Source organism: Streptomyces sp. NPDC001880 (genome assembly GCF_053594575.1).
The window spans coordinates 1-16,040 of the sequence record NZ_JBSFET010000032.1 but is presented as its reverse complement, the minus strand read 5'-3'; the positions used below and the strand labels follow the sequence as shown (position 1 = coordinate 16,040).

15 protein-coding genes and 1 tRNA gene are annotated in these 16,040 nt (G+C 71.6%); 7 read left to right on the top strand and 9 right to left on the bottom strand.

Features of this window, described 5'->3' with window-relative positions; all coding sequences use genetic code 11:
* The first annotated feature begins 3 nt into the window (after positions 1-3).
* A complete protein-coding gene (locus tag ACWCQ6_RS19215; RefSeq protein ID WP_451090706.1) occupies positions 4-1,269 on the top strand; it encodes an MFS transporter in 1,266 nt (421 codons plus the stop codon).
* Between the two features lie 81 nt (positions 1,270-1,350).
* Here ACWCQ6_RS19215 and ACWCQ6_RS19210 read toward each other — a convergent pair whose 3' ends face one another.
* Together ACWCQ6_RS19210 and ACWCQ6_RS19205 are read right to left on the bottom strand one after the other, a co-directional pair.
* On the bottom strand, positions 1,351-2,880 hold the full coding sequence (locus ACWCQ6_RS19210) for an amino acid permease (RefSeq protein WP_451090618.1): 1,530 nt from the start codon (positions 2,878-2,880) through the stop codon (positions 1,351-1,353).
* A gap of 77 nt (positions 2,881-2,957) precedes the next feature.
* Complete coding sequence (locus ACWCQ6_RS19205; RefSeq protein ID WP_451090616.1) at positions 2,958-3,965, bottom strand: hypothetical protein; 1,008 nt, start codon at positions 3,963-3,965, stop codon at positions 2,958-2,960.
* A gap of 442 nt (positions 3,966-4,407) precedes the next feature.
* On the opposite strand from ACWCQ6_RS19205, the gene ACWCQ6_RS19200 reads away from it, so the two are divergent.
* A complete protein-coding gene (locus ACWCQ6_RS19200; protein ID WP_451090614.1) occupies positions 4,408-5,841 on the top strand; it encodes an FGGY family carbohydrate kinase in 1,434 nt (477 codons plus the stop codon).
* Positions 5,842-5,860: 19 nt separating this feature from the next.
* Entirely contained in the window at positions 5,861-6,031 is a 171-nt protein-coding gene (locus ACWCQ6_RS19195) for a hypothetical protein (RefSeq protein ID WP_451090612.1), read from the top strand.
* Between the two features lie 7 nt (positions 6,032-6,038).
* Here the strand turns inward: ACWCQ6_RS19195 and ACWCQ6_RS19190 are convergent, their stop codons facing one another.
* Complete coding sequence (locus tag ACWCQ6_RS19190; RefSeq protein ID WP_451090610.1) at positions 6,039-6,407, bottom strand: hypothetical protein; 369 nt, start codon at positions 6,405-6,407, stop codon at positions 6,039-6,041.
* 133 nt (positions 6,408-6,540) lie between these two features.
* Positions 6,541-7,062 (bottom strand): DUF309 domain-containing protein, encoded by a 522-nt coding sequence (locus ACWCQ6_RS19185; protein WP_451090608.1) that lies wholly within the window; start codon positions 7,060-7,062, stop codon positions 6,541-6,543.
* A gap of 108 nt (positions 7,063-7,170) precedes the next feature.
* On the opposite strand from ACWCQ6_RS19185, the gene ACWCQ6_RS19180 reads away from it, so the two are divergent.
* The 4 genes from ACWCQ6_RS19180 (at position 7,171) to ACWCQ6_RS19165 (ending at position 11,991) form a co-directional block, all read left to right on the top strand.
* Positions 7,171-9,804 carry an ATP-binding protein gene (locus ACWCQ6_RS19180; RefSeq protein WP_451090606.1) on the top strand — a complete coding sequence of 878 codons (2,634 nt, stop codon included), beginning with the start codon at positions 7,171-7,173 and terminating at the stop codon, positions 9,802-9,804.
* A gap of 50 nt (positions 9,805-9,854) precedes the next feature.
* A tRNA-Pro gene (locus ACWCQ6_RS19175) sits at positions 9,855-9,928 on the top strand.
* A 262-nt stretch (positions 9,929-10,190) separates the two neighbouring features.
* Positions 10,191-10,610, top strand: a complete 420-nt coding sequence (locus tag ACWCQ6_RS19170; protein WP_451090604.1) for a GNAT family N-acetyltransferase — start codon at positions 10,191-10,193, stop codon at positions 10,608-10,610.
* A gap of 154 nt (positions 10,611-10,764) precedes the next feature.
* Complete coding sequence (locus ACWCQ6_RS19165; RefSeq protein ID WP_451090602.1) at positions 10,765-11,991, top strand: cytochrome P450 family protein; 1,227 nt, start codon at positions 10,765-10,767, stop codon at positions 11,989-11,991.
* 26 nt (positions 11,992-12,017) lie between these two features.
* Here the strand turns inward: ACWCQ6_RS19165 and ACWCQ6_RS19160 are convergent, their stop codons facing one another.
* From ACWCQ6_RS19160 to ACWCQ6_RS19140, 5 genes are all read right to left on the bottom strand, one after another.
* Positions 12,018-12,512, bottom strand: a complete 495-nt coding sequence (locus ACWCQ6_RS19160; protein WP_451090600.1) for an FBP domain-containing protein — start codon at positions 12,510-12,512, stop codon at positions 12,018-12,020.
* 55 nt (positions 12,513-12,567) lie between these two features.
* Entirely contained in the window at positions 12,568-13,059 is a 492-nt protein-coding gene (locus tag ACWCQ6_RS19155; protein ID WP_451090598.1) for a nucleotide triphosphate diphosphatase NUDT15, read from the bottom strand.
* 119 nt (positions 13,060-13,178) lie between these two features.
* Entirely contained in the window at positions 13,179-14,078 is a 900-nt protein-coding gene (locus tag ACWCQ6_RS19150) for a hypothetical protein (RefSeq protein WP_451090596.1), read from the bottom strand.
* Positions 14,075-15,088, bottom strand: coding sequence for an SPFH domain-containing protein (locus ACWCQ6_RS19145; protein WP_451090594.1), 1,014 nt, complete (start codon positions 15,086-15,088; stop codon positions 14,075-14,077). Before ACWCQ6_RS19145 ends, ACWCQ6_RS19150 begins: the two co-directional genes overlap by 4 nt.
* A gap of 54 nt (positions 15,089-15,142) precedes the next feature.
* The gene (locus tag ACWCQ6_RS19140) at positions 15,143-15,949 is read right to left on the bottom strand and encodes an SDR family oxidoreductase (protein WP_451090704.1); all 807 of its coding nucleotides are present in this window, start codon (positions 15,947-15,949) and stop codon (positions 15,143-15,145) included.
* Positions 15,950-16,040 lie beyond the last annotated feature (91 nt).

Here is a 16,040-nt window from a genome sequence, read left to right as displayed (position 1 = left end):
CGGATGGAGCAGCTGCCCGACCCGTCTCCCCCTTCCGCCCGCACACGCACCGACGGGACCGGCCCTCCCGGCCGCCCGCTGCTGCGCCACCGGCCGTTCGCGCTGCTGTGCGGGGAACAGATCGCCAGCTCCGTCGGACGCCAGGTCACCACCCTGGCCCTCGCGCTGCTCGCCGTGACCCGGCTGGACGCGGGACCGTTCGGCGCCTCCGCGCTGATGGCGCTGAGCTACCTCCCCGGCGCGCTGCTCAGCCCGTTCGCCGGTGTGCTGGCCGACCGGGCGCGGCTGCGCGCCCTGACCGTACTCCTCACCATTCTCCAGGTGCTCGTCGTCGGCTCCGTACCGCTGGCGGCCGCCCTGGACCGGCTGGCGTTGCCCCAGCTGTACGCGGTGGCCACCGCGTCCGGCGCGCTGACCTCCATGCTTGCCGTCGCCCTCCAGACGGCCCTGCCCCGGGTCGTGCACCCCGAGCAGCTGCTGACCGCCAACTCCGCGCTGACCGGCGCCCGGACCACCGGACAGATCGGCGGCCCCGCGCTCGGCGGCGTACTGGTGGGTCTGACCGGTGCCTCGACGGCACTCCTCGCCGCCTGTGCGGCGTACGGAATCGAGTCACTGCTGCTGCTCGCACTTCCCGCCACGCTCAACAACCCTGCCCGGCAGGGCAGTCGCACATCGGAGTCCCGAACAGCCGTGCTACGCGAGGGACTCGAAGTGGTGCGCGGGGAAAGGGTGCTGCGTCGGCAGGTGCTCGCGGGGGCCGGGTTCAATCTCGGCAGCGGCGCCGCCGACGCGCTCTTCGTGCTCTACGCCACCCGTGATCTCGGGTTGCACGCCTGGCAGTTGGGGACGGTCTACGCCGCGTTCAGCGTCGCCACCATTCTCGGAGTGCTGCTGGCTGGCCGGTTCGCCGCCACCATCGGACTGGCCAGGGCGACCCGGATCTGCGCCGTGGTGGCCGCCCTCGCGATCTTCCTGATCCCGGGCGCCTCGCTGGGCCCCGGCTTTCCGGCGCTGCTCGCGTACCAGTTCCTCTTCGGCCTCGCGGCCACGGTCTGGGCCATCTCCATGACCACCACCCAGCAGCTGATCACACCGCCCGAGCTCCAGGGCAGGGTCGCCGGGGTCCTTCAGGCCGCACTCATCGGCACGGTGCCGATCGGCGCACTCGGCGGCGGCGCGCTCGCCGCCTGGCTGGGCAACGTCCCGGTGCTCACCGGCGGCGCGGCGGTGGCACTGGTTGCCGCCGCCTGCCTCTGGTGGCCGTAGGCGGGGCCCGTCATGCACTCGGCCCTCCCGGAACGTCCCTGCGGTCAGGGCTGTTCCGGGAGGGCCGGGGGACGAGCGGGCTCAGACGATGCCTTCCTCGATCTCGGCCTGCTCGCGGGCGTTGCCGTACGCCGAGGGCGTGCTGTACGAACGCCGGGCGACGAACCACCACACGGTGGCCAGGACCAGCACCGCGACCAGTGCGATCGACGCGTAGTTCATCGAGTCGACCGTCACCGGGGAGGACTGCGGGAGCAGGAACAGCACGGTCACGAAGGCGACCCACACGACGGCGATCCAGCCGATCGGCTTGCTCCAGCGGCCCAGGTGCCAGGGTCCGCGCTCGAACCGGTTGCCGGAGCGCAGCTTCAGGAAGATCGGGATCGCGTAGGCGGGCGTGATGCCGATGACGTTGATCGCGGTCACCGCGCCGTAGGCGGTGGCGGAGTACAGCGACGGCAGTGCGAGCACCCCGGCGACGACGACCGACAGCCACACCGCGTTGACGGGTGTCTGGGTGCGCGCGCTCACCTTGTGCCAGAGCGCCGAGCCCGGCAGGGCGTTGTCACGGCTGAACGCGAACACCATCCGGCTCGCGGCGGCGACCTCGGCGTTGCCGCAGAACAGCTGTGCCGCGATCACGATCAGCAGCAGGGCGGTGGCCCCGGTGGTGCCCAGCGAGTCGATCAGGATCTGCGCCGGCGGCACACCGGTGGGGCTTTTCTGGGTGCCCACGTAGTCCTGGATGGCGAAGGTAAGCCCGGCGAGCAGCACGAAACCGGCGATCCAGGAGACCCAGATCGCCCGGACGATGCCCTTGGCGGCCGTCACCGAGGCGTTCGACGTCTCCTCCGACAGGTGGGCCGAGGCGTCGTAGCCGCAGAAGGTGTACTGCGCGAGGAGCAGGCCGATCGCCGCCACGTACAGCGGGTTGTGCCAGCCCGTGTCATTGACGAACTCGGTGAAGACGAACGACGGCGACTGGTGGTGCGAGGGCACGATCGCGAGCACGGCGACGATCACCGCGACACCGGCGAGGTGCCACCACACACTGATCGAGTTGAGCACACTGACGAGACGGACGCCGAAGAGGTTCAGCACGGCGTGCAGCAGCAGGATGCAGACAAAGATGATCATTGTCTTGCCCGGTGTGGGAGTGAACCCCCACTGCAGATTCATCAGCGCACCGGTGAACAGTGCCGCACCATAGTCGATGCCTGCGATCGCACCCAGCAGACCCAGCAGATTCAGCCAGCCGGTGTACCAGCCCCACTTGCGGCCACCGAGCCGGTCGGCCATGTAGTAGAGCGCTCCCGAGGTCGGGTAGGCGCTGGTCACCTCGGCGAGCGCCATGCCGACGCAGAGCACGAACAGCCCGACACCGGCCCAGCCCCAGAGCATCACGGCCGGACCACCGGTCGACATGCCGAAGCCGTACAGGGTCATGCAGCCGGACAGGATCGAGATGACGGAGAAGCTGATGGCGAAGTTGCCGAAGCCTCCCATGCGGCGGGCGAGCACCGGCTGGTAGCCGAGTTCGCGCAGCCGCTCCTCCTCGTCCTTCGGCGGGGTTGCCTCCGCACCCGACTTGGTCGGGGTGGATATGGACATCGGGAAAACCTCCGTGAGCGGGATGGAAAGGGACGGTCGGGGTCGGTTCGGGACGGGAGGCGGCGCGGCGCGCTCGCTCAGCGGTGCGGCCCCCGTCCGGGGGTGCGGGGCGCCGACAGACAACGGCTTCGGGCGCGCAGGAAGACATCCTCGGCGTCTCCCGGGCCCTTGCGTCCGCGTATGCGGTACACCCATGGAACCGAGGTGAAATACGGGCCGAGCTCCTCGAACACCGTTGCGGCCTCGGTGAATTTGAGGGCTCCCCACAAGGCGTGGGCCAGGTGGTTCAGGTCGAGCAGGGAGTGCGAGATCGGAGGCGTACGGCGGAACCAGAGCTCCAGCGCACGGGCCGCGTCCCGTTCCGCGTCCTCGGTGACCCAGTGCAGGTCCAGGGCCTTCTCGTGGCCCTGCTCGCGGCGGTAGCGCTCGACCCGCACATACAGGGGCAGTACATGCAGTGCGGAGCCGTCCGGCGCCGAAGAAGCCGCCCACTGTACGAAGTTGACCGCCTCGGAGAGGGATCCGCCGGCCTGTCGCGCATAGACGAACTGGAGCATCCGGTGGTAGGCCTCGCGGTTGCACGGATCGCGCCTGTCGGCCTCCGCGAGCAGTCCCCACGGACCGGGGAAGAGCATCGGCCCCGGCGGGTGCAGCCGGTGCTCCTCCAGCTGTTGCCGCTCGTCCAGCTGGGACAGGGCCAGCAGGCACACCCAGGGCACCGGGTCCGCGGGCGAGGCGTTCGCGGCCGTGCGGCAGGCCTGCCAGGCCTCCTGCCACAACTCCTGCGCCCGGTGATGGCCCTCGCGGTGGGCGCGCACCGCCCGCTCGACGACGACGCGCGCCTGCATCACCGTGGCGGCGACGCTCCGGGGATCCTCGGCCAGCCAGGCCTGCACGGCGTCCGAACCGGCGGCGACCGCCCCGAGCACCTGGGTGCGCTGGGTCCACAGGGTCCAGTCCGGCGTGCGCTCCAGCAGCGTCCGCATGGACATCCAGCGTCCGGTGCGCAGGTCCTGTAACGCGACCCGAAGATCGTTGTCATGGCCGGCCGGGTGGTAGACCGGCCGAAAATCATTGTTCGCCATGGACTCGCCCTGCCCCCGTACGACAGGTCGGCACGCGACGGTCGGAAGTTCTCCTCAGCACGTCACGCAACCCGGTGGTGACATGGAACCCGTGCAGATGCGGAAAGGCGGGGAACCGGTGGATCGGGGATCGGGGCTGGCTGTCGGTCTCATCAATCCTCAAGGACGTGGGGGGTGAAGCAGCAGTTGGGAATCGAACTGCTCGAAAGCGTCCGGTTGTTGCACGGCGGTGAGTGTAAGGCCAGTCACTCCGAACTCCGGACCGATTCGCGGATCTTACTCAAGTCCGCTGATCCACCAGGACGTTGAAAGATGTACCGGTTATTCCGGTCGTGTCCCGGGCAGCCCTTGACGTGCGCGGTGGTCTGCACCACTCTGGGCGGCGAGTTCAGTGATCACGATTCCGTTCAAGCCGCAGAGCTTCAGCACCACTGGAGAGTCGATGACAGGCCCGGTACTCGCCGTGGACCAGGGCACGTCGGGTACCAAGGCCCTGGTGATCTGCCCCGAGCGCGGCGTGATCGGCTCCGCTTCCGTTCCGGTGAAGTCCCGGCACGGTGCCGGCGGTGCGGTCGAGGCGGACCCCGTCGAACTGCTCGGCTCGGTCGTCGAAGCGGGCCGCCGGGCCTTGATGCAAGCCGACGAACCGGTTGCGGCGATCGGCCTCGCCAACCAGGGCGAGACCGTGCTCGCCTGGGACCCGGACAACGGGCGGCCGCTCACCGATGCGATCGTCTGGCAGGACCGGCGCTCCACCCCGATCTGCGAGGAACTGGCCCCGCACGACGAGGAGTTGATGCACCTCACCGGCCTGCCCCTCGACCCGTACTTCGCCGCACCGAAGATGGCCTGGATCCGCCGGGAAATGACCGGCGAAGGCGTCGTCACCACCACCGACTCCTGGCTCGTCCACCAGCTGACCGGGGCCTTCGTCACGGACGCGGCGACGGCCGGACGCACCCAACTGCTCGACCTCGACCGGGCCGACTGGTCGCCCAGGGCCCTGGAAATCTTCGGTCTCGGCGACGAACGGCACCCGGATGTCGTCGACTGTGACACCACGGTCGGCACGACGACCGCCTTCGGCGGCGAACTCCCGCTCACCGGACTGCTCGTGGACCAGCAGGCCGCCCTGCTCGCCCAGAACGCCCTGGACCCCGGCAACGCCAAATGCACCTACGGAACGGGCGCCTTCCTGCTCGCGCAGACCGGGCCCGCCCCGCGCCGCGGCTCCACCGGACTGGTCAGCTGCGTCGCCTGGCGGCTCGGCGGCCGTACCAGCTACTGCCTCGACGGGCAGGTCTACACCGCCGCGTCCGCCGTCGACTGGCTCGCCGGCCTGGGGATGATCTCCGGCGCGGCCGACCTCGACCCCGTCGGCGCCACCGTCCCCGACTCCGGAGGCGTCACCTTCGTACCGGCGCTCGCCGGACTCGCCGCCCCCTGGTGGCGCGGTGATCTGCGCGGATCGGTCACCGGCCTCGGCCTCGGCACCACCGCAGGCCATCTGGTGCGCGCGCTGTGCGAAGGCATCGCCGCCCAGGTCGTCGAGCTCACCGACGCCGCCGCGACCGACCTCGGCTCACCATTGACGTCGCTCCGCGTCGACGGCGGCCTGACCCGCTCCGCACTGCTCATGCAGACCCAGGCCGACCTGCTGCAACGGCCCGTCGAGGTGTCCGCCCTGCCCGATGTCACCGCCCTCGGCGTCGGAGCGGTCGCCCGGCTCGGCCTCGACCCGCGGCTCCCGCTCCGGCAGGCCGTGCCCGACTGGAAACCCGCCATCGTGTACGAACCGCGGATCGGCGCCGACGAGGCCGCCGAACGGCGTGCCCGGTTCCGGACCGCCGTGCAGACCCTGCTGGACCAGGCCTGAGACGTACAAGAGCCACACGATGCACCCCACGATCACCTTGCCGCTGCTCCTCGTCCGCCAGGACAGCCGTGAGCTCCACCGGCAGCGGCTGCTGCCGTCCGCCCTGCCGGAGCGCGCGTTCCATCTGCGCGCCGAATGGCTCGACCGGGTCGATCCGCACGGCGGGACCGTACGGATCGCGGTGCGCTGACCGTACGTCAGGGAATGAGCAGCCAGTCCGATCCGATCGCCGCGACCAGGCCGACGGCCAGCAGCCAACTGCCGAGCCGGGTACGGCCGTTGCGGCTCAGCTCGATCACGATCCCGCACAGGATCAGCGCCAGCCCGTACACCCCGACCACCAGGACGGACGACCGGCTGGCGATCCGCAGTACGAGGACCACCGCCATCGCCGCCATGCCGACCGACGAGAGGACCACGCGCAGCCGCCTCGCCTGGCGTGGTGTCAGCCTCTGGTCCCCGGCCCCGTCGTCCGCCTCGAAGTCCGTCTCCTCGACGGCTTCGGCGTCGGCCTCCGGGACGGGTATCGGGGTGTCCGCGGCCTGGTCCTGGTCAGAAGTGCTCATGACGCGCGATCGTAGTGGCTGCGGGCCGCCCTGTTCACCGCTCCGGGTGACACACGGCGAATGCGGCGCACGGCCGACGCGTGCCCGGTCACAACCCGACCCTCGCACCGGTACGCCCCGGGCCCGGTCCGGGTCACGGGACCGGGGGCCGCAGACACGGTGCCTCGGCGGCCGCGTCGACGGGCTCCGCCCGTGCCGCGCCCCCGCCGTCCGCGGCCTGCCCCGCCGCCACCCGCCCGGCCAGCTCCTCGGCCCAGACGGTGAGTCCGTCGACACCGATCCCGTACGGCCGCAGACCCGCGAACCCGGCGAGCGCCGCCGCGCCGCGCCGCAACAGCCGTGCCCCGCCGGTTGCGTTGCCCCGGGCCGCATGGGTCAGCCCCACGGCCAGCTGCGCGAGCCCGCGCCACAACTCCCGCTCCGCCGCAGGGCCCGACTTCCACGCATCCTCGAACACCTCGTGCGCGTGGAACGGCATCCCCGCATCCAGCAGCCGCTGCGCCTCCCGTACGGTCTCCTCGGGGGTTCGCACCACCCCCTCCGGCTGCCGTTCGACTCCCGGAGCCCCGTACGGAAGGGGGCGCCCCAGCCCGTCACGCGGGCGTGCGTTGCGTGCCCTGCCCTCGGTGTCGCGGTCCCTGCGCGTCTCGTCCACTCCACGATTGTGCCCCGCACCTGCGGCGAACTGTCCGAACCACTGTCCGTGGACCCCCGGGCACGACTAGTGTCGAAAGCCATCCGCACCACCCTGGGGAGGGTAGGCATGAAGCCGTCCCGGCCGCTGTACGAGCGCGAACCGGAACTCGCTGCCGCCGCACAAGCCGTGGACGCCCTTTGCGGCGCCCAGGCCGTCGGCGGGCTGCTGATCTTCAGCGGCGAGGCAGGCATCGGCAAGACAGCACTGCTCCGCGAGATCCAGTCGATCGCCGCCGACCGCTGCACGGTCTGGTCCGCACGGGGCGGCGAAACGGTCACATCCGTGCCGTTCCACGTCGTACGCCAACTGCTGCAGCCCGCGCTCGACCCGTTCCCGCCCGACGAGGTGCGGGCCCTGTTCGGGCCCTGGTACGAGATCGCCGCGCCGGCCCTCGGACTGGCCGAACCGACCGGCCCGCAGCCGGACCCGCAAGGTGTGCGCGACGGCCTGGACTTCGTCGTCGCCCGGCTCGCGTCCCGGCTGAGCCGGCGTCCGCTGCTGCTCATCATCGACGACGCGCACTGGGCGGACGGCGAATCCCTCGCCTGGCTCGCCTCGTTCACCGCACGCCTCGGCGAACTCCCCGTCCTGGTCGTGCAGGCGCACCGCCCGGAGGAACTGGCCGCCCGCCAGAAGGAGAGCGGACCGGGCAGCGCCCACCCGTCCCAGGTCCGTGTCGCGCTGCGCGCACTCACCCCGGACGCCACTGCGGCACTGGTCCGCGCGGCCCTCGGCGAGCACGCCGACGACCCGTTCTGCCGCGAGGTGTGGGCCGTCACCGGCGGCAACCCCTACGAGGCGGTCGAGCTCGTCGCCAAGGTGCAGGACCGCGAACTGGCGCCGCTGGAGGAGTCGGCCGGGCTGCTGCGCGAACTCGGCGCATCGGCACGCGGCAGCGGCCTCGTCGCCCGCCTGGAACGGCTCGGCACCAACGCCAACCGCTTCGCCTGGGCCGCCGCCGTCCTCGGCACGGACATCTCCCAGGAACTCGCGGCCACACTGGCCGGAATGAGCCCGGCCGAGGCCGCCGACTGCACGGCACGGCTGCGCGAAGCCCGTATCGTCACCGGCTTCGACCCGCTGGAGTTCGTCCACCCGCTCATCGCGAGCGCGGTCTACCGGTCCATCCCGCCCGCCACCCGCACCGCGATGCACGGCCGGGCCGCCTGGGCGATCACCCGCGCCGGACTCGGCCCCGCCGCGGCCTCCCGGCACCTGCTCGAAGTACACCCGGACGACGACCAGGAACTGGTCGAGCAGCTCCGCGAAGCGGCCAAACAGCACCTTGCCGTCGGCGCTCCGGAGGCCGCCCGCCGCTGCCTCGAACGCGCCCTGCAGGAACCACCGAGCCAGCGCGTGAAGGCCACCCTGCTGTACGAACTGGGCTGCGCCACACTGCTCAGCTCCCCGGCCACCACCGTCCAGCACCTGCGCGCGGCCCTGGACATGCCGGGACTCGACGACGACCAGCGGATCGACGCCACCTACCGGCTCGCGGCCGCGCATTCGCACAACAACCAGCTCAAGGAAGCGGCGAGCGCCCTCGCCGCGGAGGCCGCACGCACCGCTCCCGGCCCCGGCCTGATGCGGCTCCAGGCCGCCCACTTCCTCTGGGAGGGCATGCAGGCAGACGAGGAGGACGGACCCGGTCGCTCCAGCCGCCTGGCACGCAACGCCGACCATCTGCACGGCCGCGACAACGCCGAGCGCGCCCTGCTCACGCTCCGCGCCTTCGACGCCATGCTGCGCGGCGAGAACGCCCAGCTCGTCGTCGACCTCTGCGAACGCGCCCTGGTCGACGGCCACCCCGCCCGGGGACTCGGCTGGACAGACGCGGAGTGGGGCTTCGAGCTACCGACCCTCGTCGGCATCACCTACGCCTTCACCGACCAGCTCGACCGGGCCGAGGAACTCTTCGGCGAAGCCGTCCGCGCCTTCGAGATCTCCGGCTGGAGCGGCGCGCACCTCGCGTTCGCGCACACCCTGCTCGGACTCGTCCACCGCCGTCGCGGCCGGCTGGCCGAGGCCGAGGGCTTCCTGCGCGAAGGGCTGCGCCTCGCCGACCGTGTCGGCAGCGGGCTCCCGGTCCACTGGGACGCGGCCTGTCTGCTCATCGACACCCTGGTCGCCCGCGGACGCGTCACCGAGGCCCGCGAGATCGCCGACCGCTACGCCTTCGGCGCGCCCTACCCCAGTGCGATGGTGCTGCCCGACGGCCCGTGCGTACGCGGCCGTCTGCTGCTGGCCGAAGGCCGTATGAAGGAAGCGATCGTCGAACTCGAAGCGGCCGGCCAGGCCCTCGAACCCCGTGGCAGGTTCAACGGGGTATGGGCTCCCTGGGCCGGCGACCTCGCCCGAGCCCTGGCCGAGGAGGACCCGGCCCGAGCCGAGCAGATCGCCACCTCGGCCCGGGTGCACGCCGAGCGCTTCGGCACGGACACCGCGATCGGCGAGGCCCTGCGCTGCGTCTCCCAGTTCGCCGCACCCGAGGACGCCGTCCACCTCCTGGCCGAGTCGGTCCGCCATCTGGAGGCGTCCCCGTCCGCGTACGAACACGCGCTGGCCCTCGTCGACTACGGCATCGCGATCCGGTCCCCGCGCGAACTCGCCAGGGCCCACAAACTGGCCACCGCCTGCGGTGCGGAGTCCCTGGCAAACCGCGCCCACCAGGCACGGGCGTCGATCCGGTCCTCGGAGTGAGGTAATGTTTGTCCCGCGAAGCCGCCCGGCAAAAACCGGGGGAAACGCATCGGGACGTGGCGCAGCTTGGTAGCGCACTTGACTGGGGGTCAAGGGGTCGCAGGTTCAAATCCTGTCGTCCCGACTCGTGAGAGTCGCAGGCAAGAGGCCGTATCGGAGCTATCCGAAACGGCCTCTTGGCCGTTCCCGGGATCGGGGGCGATTTCCCGCCGTTGTACCGACAGAGTGCAACCTCCCTTCTTCCGCAGTGAGTTGCCCGGGGCCGGGGCAGCGCCCCGGGCGAGCGGATCGACCCGCCGTTGGCAGGCCCGCCGACGGGTGGCGCCCTGGCCCGAATATGACGTGATGGCACTCGGACAGGGCGCGACCGCCGGCCGCAGGGCGAGGTGCTGACCTGCCAGGACGACCTGGACGACAGGGACATCGAGTTCACCTACGGCAATCGGGCCCGGTACCGGCGCCAAGGGTCGGCATCCGAAGCGGTCACGGTCGCCACCGAATACGCCGTTCAGCGCCTCGGCGCGTGGCGGGTGCTGCTCCGGATCGAGGCCGGCGATGCCCCGAGTGCCGCCGTGGCGCGAACGGCCGGATTCCGGCCCACCACGGACGAGTCCGTCGCACGGGAGGCTCAAGGACCGGCAGGTGCTGCTGCGGCCCTAGGGCGTGTCCGGCGGATCATGGCCGGGGGCGCGGCGTCTGGCACGGCGCCTCGCGGCGTTGCCGAAACGTCCGAACAGCTCCGCTGTCAAGACGCTCCGGCGCCTTGCGATGCACCGCACCGGACGCCGCGCCCTGTCCGACCCTGATCCGCCGGACAGGCCCTGGTGCCGGGGGAACGGCGCACCGGCATCCTGACCGCGCGGGCTGCCCCAGGGCCACTACGCTGGAACGCAGCAGCGTACAAATGGTTCAGAGCGAACAGAACCGCGCGGAGAGGTGCGGTGGCCTCCGGGAGGCATGATGAGCCAGCAGCCGGTCCTTCTTCCCTACGCCGATCCCGCTTTCGTGGCCGACCCCTTCCCGGTCTACCGGCAACTGCGCGAGGACGGCCCGGTACGCCGCGCCGTCATCGCCGGCGGCCTGGACGCATGGCTGGTCACACGGTACGAGGACGGCCTGGCCGCGCTGTCCGACCCCCGGCTGAGCAGCGACGTCCGCGATGCGTCGGACCCCCGGCTCATCGAGCGGCTGCCCGCCACGGACCGCGAGTCCGCGCTGCGCAACATGCTCCGCACGGATCCCCCTGACCACACCCGGCTGCGTCGGCTGGTGTCCAAGGCGTTCACCGCACACAGGGTCGCCGGGCTGCGGCCCCGCGTCCAGGAGATCGCCGACCGGCTGCTCGACGGGATCGGGCCGGACGGCCGCGCCGACCTCGTCGAAAGCTACGCGCTGCCGCTCCCGGTCACCGTGATCAGCGAACTGCTCGGAGTGCCCGTCACCGACCGGCACGATTTCCAGCGGTGGACCGACGACCTGGTCCTGCGGGGGGCCGAGCCACCGGACCCGGCCCGGACGGACGAGGCATGGCGCAACATGCGCGGGTACTTGACCGGGCTTGTCGGAGCCAAGCGGGACCGCCCCGGAAACGACCTGCTCAGCGCGCTGGTGGCCGCCCGGGACGAGGAGCAGAGCCTGGACGAGGACGAACTGATCGCCATGGTCTTCCTGCTGCTGGTGGCCGGGTACGTCACCACGGTCAACCTGATCGGCAGCGGTATCGCGGCGCTGCTCGCCCATCCCGACCAGCTCCGGAGGCTGCGGAACGACCCGGCACTGCTGCCGGGCGCCGTCGAGGAGTTCCTGCGCTACGACGGACCGGTCAACCCCGGCATCGCCCGGTTCGCGCGCGAGGACGTCACCATCGCGGGCGTGGACATCCCGTGCGGCGCGACCGTGCTCGTCGCGTCCGCCATCGCCGACCGCGACCCGGACCAATTCCCCGACCCCGACCGCCTGGACATCTCCCGGCAGGACAACGCCCACCTCGCGTTCGGGCACGGCATCCACTACTGCCTCGGGGCGCCGCTGGCCCGGCTGGAGGGGCAGATCGCCATCGGTACCGCACTGCGCCGCCTCCACGGTCTCGCCCTGGCCGTGCCGCCCGGCGAACTGTGCTGGCGGCCGGGAGCGCTGCGTGGCCCCGAGCGGCTGCCCGTCACCTTCATCGCAGACGTCCCGGCCTGAGGACCGGCATTGCGCCGGTGGCCGGCTCAGCCGAGGAGCTTGGCGAGGAACGCGTCGAGATTGGTCCTGGTCCGCTCCACCTGCTCCTCCAGTGTCAGGGTCTCCTTGAAACGGCCGCCGGGCGCCGCGGTTCTCTTGCCCCGGACATAGAGCGAGCAGGCGAGGTCGGTGCAGATGTACAGGCCGACCGAATTGCCCTCCCGCCCCGCGGCACCGGTCCTCCGGGCGGTCATCAGCGAGACGCCGCTCCCCGGGTGCGTGGTGAGGCACAGTGAGCACATGCTCCGATGGAGGAAGCCGCGCTGCCGGGAGGGGAAGCGGAGCGTCACGCCGATCAGTTCGTCGCCGCGTTCGGCGACGATGTAGCTGCGTCCGGGGGCGGAGAGATCCCGCCACCCCAGGAAGTCCAGATCGTCCCAGGGCTGCTCGTCGAGGTCACGGGGGAGCGGCAGACGTTTCGCCTCCCCCTTGGAGCAGTTGATGAACGATGCGCGGATGTCCTGCTCTGTCACGGCCTTCATGCGGGGGACGCTAGCTCTGCCTATGACCACTAGGCAAATGGTTAATAGGGCAAGGTTATGTGCCGTCCGTGATGGTCAACCGGTGCGCGGGCGGGTGCTCGATCGAGAGGTCGGGACGCCAGGCCGCGAGCACTTGCGCGGAGGGGCCGAACAACGGTTCCGGGAGTGCGTCGAGCCCGGTCCACTGCCAGCTGCTGATCAGATGGGGCTCGGTCACCCGCGGGCTCCCCGACCGCACGGTCACCGCGGCGCCCATCGACACCCGGTTGATCCCCCCGACCACGTCGTGGAGCATGGCGAAGACGCGTACGTCCTCCGCGTCGACCTCCAGTCCCGTCTCCTCCCGGAGCTCACGGACGGCCGCCTCGGCGATGGACTCGTGGTTCGGGTCGACCTTGCCGCCCGGCAGCTCCCAGGTCCCGCCGTGGTGCCTGCCGAGGAGGACCCGTCCCCGGCCGTCCTGCACGATCACACCCACGCCGAGCGCCGCCTGTGCCCGCGGCGGGCGGGTGTTGCGGGAAGAGGTCTCCGCGGGCGTGGTTTTCATGGTGCTCCCTGTGCTGCTCGCAGGTGGGGGAGTGCCACGGGCGCGGGCCCGGCACTCCGGTCGTTCGTGGCAGCCTACGGACCACCGCGTCGCCTCCCTGCGCGCGGACCGGCCGGACGTCACAGGGCCAGCCGCAGCGAAGTGGCCGAGATGCCGAGCCGTGCGGTCTGACCCCACGTCAGTTCCAGTGCGTCCGCCTCCATCCCGTCGCCGAAGACCACCAGTCGGTCGGACTCGACGGTGAGCCTCAGCCCTTGCCCGCGCCCCAGCTCGCCCGAGACCAGCGAGGTACCGGTGGCGGGGGAGGGCCAGGCCTCGCGGACGAACCAGAGGAGACGCGGGTCGGTGGGCGCCGGGAGACGGAGTTCGCTGCGGCACCCCTGCCACAACGAACGGAGCCAGCCCGTGGCGCCGGTACCGGTACCGACGAGCACGCCGGAGGAAGCCTGCGGCTCGACAACGGCGTCGGGTGCGTCCGGGCCGAGCCGGTAGCGGGCGGTCTGATGGCCGGGCGGGCCGAGGTAGATCTCGTTGAGGGCAAGGAGGTGCTGGGTGTCGTCGGCCACCGCCTCGACCATGGTGAGTTCGTCCACCGCGCCACTGGGCGACACAGCCGCCCGGAGCAGGGCGGCCGCGTCGCGGGGCCGGTGGCGGACGAGCACGCCCGGATTGCGTCCGGGCTCGGTGTCGATGCCCACGACGGGCTGGCCGGAGAGGTACTTGGCGGCGTTGGCGACCAGCCCGTCCTGTCCGACGACGACCACCACGTCCTGCGGCCCGAACAGGAAACGGTCGAGGTCGGCACGCTCCACCCGCGACTGCCGCCACTGCAGCGGCACGGCCGCCGTCACATCGGCGAGCGCCTGCTGGGTCTGCTGGTGCCGCCGGGCCACCTCGTCGATGGACCGGCCGCGGCTGGACAGGAAGAAGGCGGCCTGTCCGTGCGTGCCGTGCCGGGCCAGCAACTCCTCGTACTCGGTGGTGCGGTGGACCATCACCGCGCGCGGGGCGAGGCTCATGCCCGGGTCTCCGGGCGGGTGCTGCCGAGCTTGCTGAGCAGGCCGGTGAGTACGTCGGGGGAGAGGGTGAGGCTGTCGATGCGCGGCAGGTTCTCGGCGAGCCCGGTCACCGCGAGAGCGTGCAGGGTCGCGGCGTCCACGTCGCCGTGCACCCGCAGCCAGGCCGCCTGGGACTCGGCCCGCGCGGCGCCGATCTCACGGGCGGCTTCGGCCTCGGCGCGGGCCAGCCGCACCTTGCGTGCCGCCTCGGCCTCGGCGCGTACCCCGTCGGCCGCCGCGTGCTCCTCGGCCTCGCGGCGGGTGTTGGTACCGCGCTGCTCGACCAACTGCTCCTCTCTGCGGGCCAGTTCGATCTGGCTGGCGAGCTCGTTCTCGGCGATGGCCCGTTCCCGCTCCACGGCCACGGCGCGACGCTCGTAGGTGGCCCGGTCGGCCTCCTGCTGGATCTGCTCGCGGGCGGGGGTGCGCAGGGCACGCTCCACCTCGGCCTCGGGGCGGATGGCCACCACCCGCACCGCCACCACGTCGATGCCGGTGGCGGGCAGTCGCGGTTCGGCGGCGAGCCCCGCGGCGACCCGGTCGCGTACCGACGCGACACCGTCGACCAGCGCCTCGGCCAGTGCCGTCCGGGCCAGTACGTCGAGGGTGTGCTGCTGTGCGGTCTCGGTCAGCAGCGTGGCGATCTGTTCCAGCGGGGTGCCGCGCCAGACCCCGGTGTCCGGGTCGACCGAGAAGTCCAGCCGGGCGGCGGCCTCGGCCGGGTCACTGATCCGGTACGTCACGGTGGCCTGCACGGTGACGTCCTGGAAGTCGGACGTACGGGCATGGAAAGCCATCGTCAACTCCCGGTCGTTGACCGGGACTTCCGAGAGCGCGGCGCTCAATGAGCGGTACCAGAAGCTCAGCCCCGGCCCGTCGTGGGCCAGGCGGCCACGCTTGTGGTGGCGGATGTGTGCGGTGGGTGCGGAGCGCAGATGGCGCCAGCCGAAGCGCCTGGTGATGTCGGCCATGTCGGACCCCCTTTATTTTCGTCATCGCGACGATAATGGGGGTGACGATTATCGTCAAGGGGACGAGAAAGGGTGGTTGCCCGCCGCGCCCCGCGCTGTTGCGAGAAATCTGGCCGGCGCCTCGCCTCCGCCGTGCACCGCCAGATCGGCGCCGTTGACGTAGGAGGCCAGGCCGCCCGCCAGATACAGACATGCGTGGGCCACGTCGTCCGGTGTCGCCATCCGTCGCATCGGGATGACTCCGGTCAGCGCGGCGCCTCCGTCCTCGCCGTAGACCGATGCGGCACTCACCGTGCGGACGAGTCCGGTCGTGATGTGGTTGACGCGAACCTTCGGCGCCCACTCCAGGGCCAGTGCCCGGGTCAGCGCGAGCAGTCCGGCCTTCGCCGCCGTGTACGCGGCCGTGCCCGGCTGCGGGGTGTGTGCGGAGACGCTGCCCACGTTGACGATCGAGCCTCCCGTGTCCTGGTCCCGCATGACCCGGTTGGCGGCCTGTGACACGTAGAACGGGGCCAGGAGGTTGAGGGCGACGATCTTCTCCACGAAACGCGGTGACACGGTGGCCGCGTCGGCGTCGGGGGAGCCGCCCGCGTTGTTGACGAGCACGTCCAGCCGTCCGAAGAGTTCCGCCGCCGCGTCGACCAGTGCCGCGGCCGCCTTCGGGTCACGGACGTCGGCCGGCCGGAAATGCGCCCGGCGGGTGCCGCTTCGGGGCGGCGTGGGCGGCGCGCCGCGGCCGCAGACCAGTACGTCCGCCCCGGCGGCGAGAAACGCCTCGGCGATCACGGCGCCGATGCCCTTCGTGCCGCCGGTGACGATCACGGCCCGCCCCGTGAAGTCGATGGGATTACCGATGTCCAGTCCTTCGTCGGGCGGACCTATCCGCCCACCCCGCCGTACGAAGTCGGCCGGGAGAAGATCCGCGAGTTCGCCGAGGCGGTGGGCGACCCGA

Bases quoted from the DNA above. Each gene is read 5' to 3' on its own strand.
- ACWCQ6_RS19215 (WP_451090706.1), top strand. From the start codon at position 4: ATGGAGCAGCTGCCCGACCCGTCTCCCCCTTCCGCCCGCACACGCACC.
- ACWCQ6_RS19210 (WP_451090618.1), bottom strand. From the start codon at position 2,880: ATGTCCATATCCACCCCGACCAAGTCGGGTGCGGAGGCAACCCCGCCG.
- ACWCQ6_RS19205 (WP_451090616.1), bottom strand. From the start codon at position 3,965: ATGGCGAACAATGATTTTCGGCCGGTCTACCACCCGGCCGGCCATGAC.
- ACWCQ6_RS19200 (WP_451090614.1), top strand. From the start codon at position 4,408: ATGACAGGCCCGGTACTCGCCGTGGACCAGGGCACGTCGGGTACCAAG.
- ACWCQ6_RS19195 (WP_451090612.1), top strand. From the start codon at position 5,861: ATGCACCCCACGATCACCTTGCCGCTGCTCCTCGTCCGCCAGGACAGC.
- ACWCQ6_RS19190 (WP_451090610.1), bottom strand. From the start codon at position 6,407: ATGAGCACTTCTGACCAGGACCAGGCCGCGGACACCCCGATACCCGTC.
- ACWCQ6_RS19180 (WP_451090606.1), top strand. From the start codon at position 7,171: ATGAAGCCGTCCCGGCCGCTGTACGAGCGCGAACCGGAACTCGCTGCC.
- ACWCQ6_RS19165 (WP_451090602.1), top strand. From the start codon at position 10,765: ATGAGCCAGCAGCCGGTCCTTCTTCCCTACGCCGATCCCGCTTTCGTG.
- ACWCQ6_RS19160 (WP_451090600.1), bottom strand. From the start codon at position 12,512: ATGAAGGCCGTGACAGAGCAGGACATCCGCGCATCGTTCATCAACTGC.
- ACWCQ6_RS19155 (WP_451090598.1), bottom strand. From the start codon at position 13,059: ATGAAAACCACGCCCGCGGAGACCTCTTCCCGCAACACCCGCCCGCCG.
- ACWCQ6_RS19150 (WP_451090596.1), bottom strand. From the start codon at position 14,078: ATGAGCCTCGCCCCGCGCGCGGTGATGGTCCACCGCACCACCGAGTAC.
- ACWCQ6_RS19145 (WP_451090594.1), bottom strand. From the start codon at position 15,088: ATGGCCGACATCACCAGGCGCTTCGGCTGGCGCCATCTGCGCTCCGCA.